The 8,490-nt window shown below is 42.0% G+C and carries 6 protein-coding genes; 1 reads left to right on the top strand and 5 read right to left on the bottom strand.

Features of this window, described 5'->3' with window-relative positions; genetic code table 11:
* Nucleotides 1-5: 5 nt before the first annotated feature.
* The 5 genes from VNZ46_RS26330 to VNZ46_RS26310 all read right to left on the bottom strand — a co-directional run bounded on the left by VNZ46_RS26330 (nucleotide 6) and on the right by VNZ46_RS26310 (nucleotide 7,893).
* A complete protein-coding gene (locus VNZ46_RS26330; RefSeq protein ID WP_325564177.1) occupies nucleotides 6-872 on the bottom strand; it encodes a PKD domain-containing protein in 867 nt (288 codons plus the stop codon).
* A 32-nt stretch (nucleotides 873-904) separates the two neighbouring features.
* Nucleotides 905-2,422 carry a RagB/SusD family nutrient uptake outer membrane protein gene (locus VNZ46_RS26325; RefSeq protein WP_325564175.1) on the bottom strand — a complete coding sequence of 506 codons (1,518 nt, stop codon included), beginning with the start codon at nucleotides 2,420-2,422 and terminating at the stop codon, nucleotides 905-907.
* 4 nt (nucleotides 2,423-2,426) lie between these two features.
* The gene (locus VNZ46_RS26320) at nucleotides 2,427-5,816 is read right to left on the bottom strand and encodes a TonB-dependent receptor (RefSeq protein WP_325564173.1); all 3,390 of its coding nucleotides are present in this window, start codon (nucleotides 5,814-5,816) and stop codon (nucleotides 2,427-2,429) included.
* Between the two features lie 255 nt (nucleotides 5,817-6,071).
* Entirely contained in the window at nucleotides 6,072-7,196 is a 1,125-nt protein-coding gene (locus VNZ46_RS26315) for a FecR family protein (RefSeq protein WP_325564171.1), read from the bottom strand.
* A 118-nt stretch (nucleotides 7,197-7,314) separates the two neighbouring features.
* Nucleotides 7,315-7,893 carry an RNA polymerase sigma-70 factor gene (locus VNZ46_RS26310; protein ID WP_325564169.1) on the bottom strand — a complete coding sequence of 193 codons (579 nt, stop codon included), beginning with the start codon at nucleotides 7,891-7,893 and terminating at the stop codon, nucleotides 7,315-7,317.
* 211 nt (nucleotides 7,894-8,104) lie between these two features.
* Between VNZ46_RS26310 and VNZ46_RS26305 the strand changes: the two genes are divergently transcribed.
* A partial coding sequence (locus VNZ46_RS26305) for a hypothetical protein (protein ID WP_325564167.1) occupies nucleotides 8,105-8,490 on the top strand: 386 nt, incomplete at its 3' end.

Genomic DNA, 8,490 nt, shown 5'->3' with positions numbered 1-8,490 from the left:
AAAAACTATTCGCTCATATCTAAGAAGAAACTCGAAGTCCCGTCGTCAGGGGCACTACCTAAGGTGACCGACCAGTCATTTTTTATGGCCTGTAAACCGATCCGCAATCCTGAACCCGATAAGCCTTTAAGTTTACCGCGTGCTAAACGCATTTCAAATTTGACCAGGCCCCCTTCTTCTTTCACGGTTCCCAGGGTATAGGCCTCGGCTATGGATTGTTGCGCAAATGAAAAGGCATTCTGGTTGGTACTGTTGTGGTAAAAAACGTCTAAGGTCGCCGTGAGGAGCTGCCCCTCCAGCAATATATCATAGCCACCATCGGTAAATGTACCCGTCAATAAACCTGTAGCCGGATTGTTGTCTGAATCTATGTACATATCAAAAATCACTGCATCCGCTTTTTTACCGGTCATTTCGCCGTACAGGTATACATAGTTACCATCGTAATCGAGTTTTACCATATTGAAAACACCTTTGTGTGTACCCAGCGGAATCACATTTTGGGTAACTGCTGCCCAGTCGTCGAGAGAATTATCATTGATTTTTACGGGAGATGTTTTGGCAATCCGCAACACCGTAGATGCTTCTGCACTTTGTCCATTTACAGAGGCCACCAGGGTGGGCACGTATTTGCCTTTGCCCGGATAAACGTGCGTTGGGTTGGCGTCAGAGGAAGTTTTGCCATCGCCAAAATCCCATTTGTAATTGGTTACACCGGCAGTTTTTACGGTAAAGGTTGCACTGGCTCCATCCACAACAACTTCGTATAATAAATCGGTTTTGATCTCGGTTTTATCTTTTTTACAGGAGTTGAATATCGAGCTTGCCATAGCTACCAACAGCATGAGCATGTAAGCTTTAAAATTTTTCATATCAATTTGTATATTACAATGTGATCATTAAACTATGGATTTTGTGTAGCCAGCGGATTACTCAACACCTCGTCTATCGGCAAATAATAGATGATGCGGGGACTGGTGTAAGGTACTGTCAGATTGGGATAGCCTGCCGGTGTTTTTGAAAGATCGATATCGGTCTCTTTTAATCCGGTTAAATGGTATCCCCAGTAAGCCTTGTTCAAGGTCCGCTTATTGCGGTATACATCATAGGTACGATGCCCTTCAAAGGCCATTTCTATTCGTTTCTCTGCTAAAACGACGTCTAGAATAGTACTGCCTGCAGGCAAAGCTTTATTATAAAGAGAGCCTTCCAAACCACGGTTCTTACGGATCATATCCACATCATCCAGTGCTGCGGCCGTAGCGCCTGTTTTTGCTTCAGCTTCAGCGCGGATCAGATACATTTCAGCTATTCTGAACATGATCGGCGAGCTTAAATTTGGCCGGCTGTTCTGAAAAGAAAACTTACTGATATAATAAACTTCGATACCATTTTTCTTTTGTACAACACCAGCAGCATCTTTTAACGGAACAATATACGACCAGCGAACATCTTCCGGATGTGCAGACATAACCGAACGCAGTGAAGAAGAAGCATATTCTTCACCCCAGCCGGAGTTGCCATCTGAATAGATCATGGAAGCAATAGAACCAAATTTTCCATAATCATCAACATCGGTAAACGCTACACAAAAAATGGTCTCACTACCAGTTGCTGCGTTGGCAAATAAGGTTGGGTAAGTGGCCTTTGTGGCTAAAGTAAACTTACCGGAGCTGATCACTTTGCCTGCATATTCAATAGCTTTTGCATTGTCTTCTTTGTAAAGGTTAACACGTGCGAGTAAGGACCATGCAGCTTCTTTCGATGCATACTGAACGCCGCGTGACAGGGTCATCAGATCCGCAGCTTTTTCAGAATCCGCAATAACAGCATCGTAGACTTCTTTAACGGTTGATCTTGCCTTTTTTGATGGGTCGGTCAGATTTGTCCGCAGGATGACACCTGGAGAATTAGGATCAACGCTATAAGGTTTACCAAATAACCTGACTAAGTTAAAGTGACAAAAGGCGCGTAAAAAATAGCACTCGCCCAATAACTGATTAGTTGTTGCATCTGTTTTACCTGATTTTTCGACTGCATCAATAACCGTATTTACACCGTTGATCATCTTGTACGATACATACCAGTAATAACGGGTATTACTCTGCGATGGGGAGTGGTCAAGACTGAAGCTGTAGTATAACGGATCGGTTGTGACCTGACCGCAAACAATATCATCGCTGGCAAAGTCTGTCAGTTGATAAAACTGACGGAGATACATGTTATTCTGATCTGTAACTCCGTTAAAAAGGATATGATCCTTAAACAAGGCATATGCTCCATTCAATGCATTGGTCAGACCATCTGTTGTAGTGACCAGGGAAGTTGTGCTCATCGCGTCACTTGGACTAACTTCCAGCTTTTTACAGCTGCTTATGGCGATGAAAAACAGAACAAATAAAGTGGATACAATTTTCTTCATTTCCTTAAAAATTAAAATTGACAGTGAACAAATATTGCCTGTTGTTTGGATATTTAAAATCAGATACACCCGGAGTAGAATAACTGCCTGGCGTAATGGTGGTCTGAGGATCCTGACCTAAAAAGTTAGAGAACGTAGCCACATTATCGGCAGTTACACCAACAGTGATATTATCCATACTGATCTTCTTCGCCCAGGCTACCGGCAAGGTGTACGAGAAAGCAATGTTCCTGATGGTGAAGTAGCTTCCGTTTTTCAAGTAACGTGTAGAGGTTTCTGTAGAGTTGGCTGAATTTTGCGGACTTGGCTCGGTTGCCTGGGTATCGCCTGGCCCACTCCATATCTTTGAGCCGTCAGGCAATTTAATCTGGTTATAATAAGGCTCATGGCCATCGTTCATCATAAACCTCAGGTTATTACTGAACACCTTGTTGCCATAGTTAAAGTAAGTGCTTACTCTTAAATTAAAGTTCTTATACTTAAGACTGTTGTTAAAACCACCCTGGTACTTAGGCAACGCTGAACCGACTTCCTGATTGGTGGCCTGTGCATAATCTGATGTTTTCTCGCTGGCTACTGCTTTACCTTCTGTGTTATAAATGATCTTCTCCCAAACTGGTGCACCGGTTTGCGCATCTACACCTAACCACTTTGGCATGTAAAACTCAAACAGGTTACCTCCATTCCGATAGATCTGTGAAATACTCCATGAACCGGTTTTGATAATATCTGATGGGAAACCTGATAATTTGTTGTTGTTAAAATTAATGGTAAAATCTGTAGTCCACTCAAAGTTCCTGGTTCTGACATTGGTGGAGTTGATTCCAAGTTCAATACCTTTATTGGTTACCGTACCTGCATTATCCCACTTGGTTTCGAAACCAACAGATAAGGGTTGTGAAACCTGCAATAACAGATTTTTAGTATCGTTGCGGTAAAAATCCAACGTCAGATTCACCCTTTTAAACAGACTGATGTCCATGCCTGCATTGAGCTGGTGTTTACTTTCCCAGGTTAAATTAGGACTTGCCAGTTGATAAGGCACTGCACCTACCAATGAGTTGTATTGGGTAGTCAGAGAGAACAGGCCCAGGTAGCGCGATGCACCAATATCCTGCGTACCGGTAACACCGTAGCTGGCTCGTAATTTCAAGTTACTGATGGTCTCGTTGCCCGACAGGAAATCTTCATTACTGGCCGACCATGCTGCCGAAACAGATGGGAAACCACCATACTGTTTGCTTGGTGCAAAATTGGAAGAACCGTCATATCTGAACGATCCCGACAGGAAATATCTGTTTTTGTAATTGTAGTTGACCTGTGACAACAAAGACTGTAAAATATATTTGTTGTTGGCGCCATTGACCAGCTGGTTGTTGGATACCACATTCAGCACTTTCAAACCTTCTGGTAATCCTTTACCGGAGGCACCAGAGTACTCATTTTTACTACTTTCAAAGGCTCCCCCTGCAAAACCGCTCAAACTGTGGTCACCGAACTTGAAATCGAACTTGAACAACTGGTTACTGATGACACCATAATTCAAGGTGTTGAGCTCGTCAATATAACCCGTACCATGATAGGTACCTGCGGCTAATGGCGATACATAATTGCTGCCTTTATCGAATGAGGCAGATACCCTGTTGGTACTGGCAAAAGTTAACCAGTCTGCGATGCGGTAGTTGATCCCCAGGTCGTAGTTTACATTAAATCCTTTATAGGTGTGATCAGAATTTTGCACGGTATTAATCGGATTGATTTTATCTCTTGACCACCATTTAAAAGTAGAATTACCATCTACATATATTGGATTACCATTGGCATCGTAGGGATTGTCCCAGGGCATGTTGAGGAAGGAATAGTACATGTCCATGTAATCATAACTCCTTCCTTGCGATGCACTAAGATTAATATTGTTGCTGACATCTAACTTTTTTGAAAAGTGGTAGGTGGAGTTTCCGCGTAAATTGACACGTTCAAAATTGGTGTTGATAAAGGTTCCTTTTTCTTTATAATAGGATGCGCCTACATAATAATCGTTCTTTTCTGTTTTACCGCTGGCGGATAAATAGACATTATATAAAGGGGCACTTTTAAATGACTCATTAGACCAGTTATAATCCTGGTTCCGTAAGGATAAAGGACGCTCCGCATAGAATTTTATCAAGTCTATTTTATACGAATTATCAGGTGCGCCTACAATATAATCCCGGTAGAATTCTTTCTGGTAATCGTAAAGCTCGTTACTGTTCATGAGCTTCATTTTACCAAAATCGGCTGTTCTAAAACCAGTTGACACCTTGGCTTCAAATCTGGTTTCGTTTTGTTTGGCTCTTTTAGTGGTGATGATGATCACCCCTGCATTTGCCTGTGAGCCATATAAAGCTGTAGCACCTGCGTCTTTTAATATGGTCACGCTTTCTACATCATTGGGATCATAATTACCTCCAATAATACCATCTACCACAAATAGCGGGCTTTGGTTTGCATTCACAGAGGACACACCGCGTAACCTGATTTCTGCGATGGCGCCAGGTGCGCCGGAGCTGTTTACAACCTGTAACCCGGCCACTTTACCCTGCAACATAGAGCCAATATCATTAGAGGTTACGTCTTTTAGCTTTTCAGATGAGACCACAGAAACGGCACTTGTCAGTTCACTTTGTTTCCTGGAATCATATCCTACCACAACGATATCGTTGAGTAAACCGACATCTTCGGCCAGTACAATGCTCAGGGAGGCTTCTCCATTAACGGGTACCTCCTTCTTTATATATCCGATGAAGGACACGACCAATACCGCATGCTCATCAACATTCTTCAGGGAAAAATTCCCGTTTACATCAGTACTGACTACTTTAAGTTGTCCTTTAATGCTCACGGATGCGCCTGGTAGAGGGTTACCCTGTTTATCCAATACCTTTCCTTTTACATCGATATTTTTAAAATTTGTATTGCCAGGTTGTAGCGGATCAACAGGACGGGGCTTGATCAAAATAGTTTTCCTGTCCACTTTATACATCAGGTTCTGGCCTTTAAGCAAGATTTCCATTACCTGGTCCAGTTCCGAATTTTTAAAGTCTGCATGAATTTTCAGCTGACTGTTTACATATTGATCAGAATAGAGTATTCTGAAACCTGTTTGCTTTCTGATCTCCAGAAAAACCTGCTGCAGCGTGGCATTCTGTTTTGTATAACTGATCTTTTGAGCAAAACCTGCTGCACTGACTTGCAGTAAGCACGTGGTGAGAATGATGATGATCAGGTTAACTCTCATTAGTAATTTTCTTTTATTGGTGTTCAGAACTTGCTGAACCACAAAATTCATAAATAATAAAAGTTTAGGCAGTAGCCACCAACGCAGCACACCTAGGTTAAAAGCATTTATTTTCATACTTTTGTAAGCTTGGGTTAATACATGAACGGATCTCAAATTTGTTTTTAGGGTTAACTCAGATATTGCCATGAAGGTGCTGATACACTTTCATGGCTTTTTTCGATATAGTTTCTTGCTTTTTATCTGTTATCAAGGGGACTACACCGTTTTCTTAAAACCACTGGAGATATTAACTTGCTTTGCCTTTGATTCTTTTCATTTTGTTTGGTTTTTAGTTGATATGTTTTGGTGAGTTGTGAACTGAAGTGATGTTTATCTGGTGACTACGGTTATTCGCCTGCCCTCAATGGTAAAACGTGTCGTACTGGTTTCTTCGAGCATATTTAAAACACTGGATACGTTTTCGAAACGGGAAATCGATCCTGTAAATGTTGGCATATGTTCGGGTGGATGGGTGTAGATGATCTCGACGTCATACCATCGGGAAACTTTCTTTAAAATATCAGACAGGGATTCATTAGTAAACGCAAATTCGCCGTTTTTCCAGTCAATGACATCGTTAACGTTCACCTCTCTGACATTAAACTTTTTCCCTGCCCAGGCAGATTGCTCTCCCGGCTTTAAAACCACCTGCCGGTTCAATTTTACAGATCCCTCCAATAAAGTTGTTTTCACAACCTGCTCATCAGGATAGGCATTAATGTCAAAATGGGTGCCCAATACCTCCACTTCCTGTGTTCCACTGCTCACAATGAAGGGATGGGATTTGTCTTTCGCGACTTCAAAATAAGCTTCCCCAACCAACTCTATCCTGCGCTCTTTTAAAGCGGCAAAAGAGGCTGGATATCTTAAAGAAGAGGCTGCATTCAACCAAACTTTGGTTCCATCGGGCAAATGCAGCTGGTATTGTCCTCCTCTTGGGGTTTCAATCCGGTTATAGGCTCTCCCTGCCTTTTTTCCCTGATCGGAAACCGTGTACACCAGTTGTCCATCGCTGGTTTTGGTGATTTTCACTCCCGCTTCTACAGCAAGGGTGCCCGTTGAGGAATTGTTGAGCAAGATCTTTTTCCCACTGGCCAGTGTAAGGTAGGCTTTATTACTTCCGGCGGGAACGTCATTCAGGTAAGCTTTAAGGGTATTTGTTTGACCCAGGGTCTGGCCCCGGTACATATACAAGCCAGCACCGACTGCCAGAACAATACTGGCCGCAGCCGCTACGGTGATCCACGTTGTGCGCTGTCTGAACCATTTTTTCTTTTTATCTTTTTGCAATTTGTTCCACATGTCATCAGAGATTTCAGTCAGGTCCTGTTCAGAAAGGCCGGCATCATCGTGCTGATGGAGTTGATGCAGCCAAAGTTTGGCAATGGCTTCTTCTTCCGGGCTGTAATTACCTGAATTTACCTTTTCCAATACTTCTTTTACATCTTTTTTCATTCTGTTATTGCTTAACAAAAGATATAGACGATTCACAGGACCGCATTAGGTACACGGGTTTTAAAAAAATAAAATAAAAATCACAGACACCTGATATACAGATAAATAATTAACCAACTTACATTTTCATGATCCATAAAATATAGACCAGTATGCCTAGTTTTACCCGGAGATGCTTCAAGGCGCGTTTGAGTTGGGTAGATACGGTATGCTCGGAAATTCTTAATTGTTCGGCAATTTCTTTGGTGCTCAGGAAGTTCTTTCTTTTTAAAATATAGATCTCCCTCATTTTTGAAGGCATAGCGGCTATTTCACGCTCGATTAAAGCGGCAATATCTTTCTCCCGGATTAAATAGTCTGTTTCTGTAGGATTGATTTCGATATGATATTCTCCGCTTTCGGCATATTTCCTAATGATGCCTTTGTGTTTAAAAATATCGAAGATCTTATGCAATACAGCTTTGTAAAGATAACCTGATAAGCTCCCCGTCAGATAGATTTCAGTCCGGTTGTTCAGCAACCAGGTAAAAACATCCTGTACAACATCTTTTGCTTCTTCCCTGTTTCTGAGTTTTTTATAGGCGTACAAATACAGTAATTTATCGTACCGAAGGTAAATTTCCCTAAATGCAGCATCATTCCCTTCTTTTAGTAAGAGAATGAGTTCATTGTCGGGACAGGTACTGTAGTTGACCATAATGAATACAAGTTATTGAATTTATTAAATATATGAAAATTTCAAATAGCTCCTCTGCGGCTACATTTTTTCGGGTTATTCGAAATTTTCCTGGCTTAATGGATAGGCGGCGGGTATCCAGGCATGGTGCATATGGCTAAGGTGATGATTGCTGGCTTAAACTTTGCGGGTTTCACGCCGGTTTCATTTTAAATTATATCTTCAAAAAAATATGGCTACAAAAAGAAAAATCCGGGTTTGTGTTGCAGGTGCAACCGGCTGGGCAGGCTCTGCGCTTTGCAAGGGTATTGTTTTAACGGAAGACCTGGAGCTGGTTTGTGGGATTTCCCGTTCCGGTGCAAATAAGGAGCTTCGTGACTTGCTGGATTTGCCGGACGGGGAATCTATACCTGTTTTTGGAACTATTGAAGACTCTCTAAAGCTTAATTATGATGTTTTGGTGGATTATACTAAAGCGGATGCCGCCAGGCATCAGATCATGGCAGCGCTTAAACATCAGGTGGATGTGGTTGTCGGAACTTCCGGATTGTCTGATCAGGATTATAAAGAAATCGAGGCGGTTGCAAATCACCATCAGCGGTCTGTTCTTGCAGTTGG

Source organism: Pedobacter sp., from assembly GCF_035566355.1.
Taxonomy (GTDB): Bacteria; Bacteroidota; Bacteroidia; order Sphingobacteriales; family Sphingobacteriaceae; genus Pedobacter.
This window is presented reverse-complemented; position numbering and strand designations above follow the sequence as displayed.

Excerpts from the sequence above, each read along its gene's own strand:
- VNZ46_RS26315 (WP_325564171.1), bottom strand. The coding sequence starts at position 7,196 with ATGAAAAAAGATGTAAAAGAAGTATTGGAAAAGGTAAATTCAGGTAAT.
- VNZ46_RS26325 (WP_325564175.1), bottom strand. The coding sequence starts at position 2,422 with ATGAAGAAAATTGTATCCACTTTATTTGTTCTGTTTTTCATCGCCATA.
- VNZ46_RS26310 (WP_325564169.1), bottom strand. The coding sequence starts at position 7,893 with ATGGTCAACTACAGTACCTGTCCCGACAATGAACTCATTCTCTTACTA.
- VNZ46_RS26330 (WP_325564177.1), bottom strand. The coding sequence starts at position 872 with ATGAAAAATTTTAAAGCTTACATGCTCATGCTGTTGGTAGCTATGGCA.
- VNZ46_RS26320 (WP_325564173.1), bottom strand. The coding sequence starts at position 5,816 with ATGAAAATAAATGCTTTTAACCTAGGTGTGCTGCGTTGGTGGCTACTG.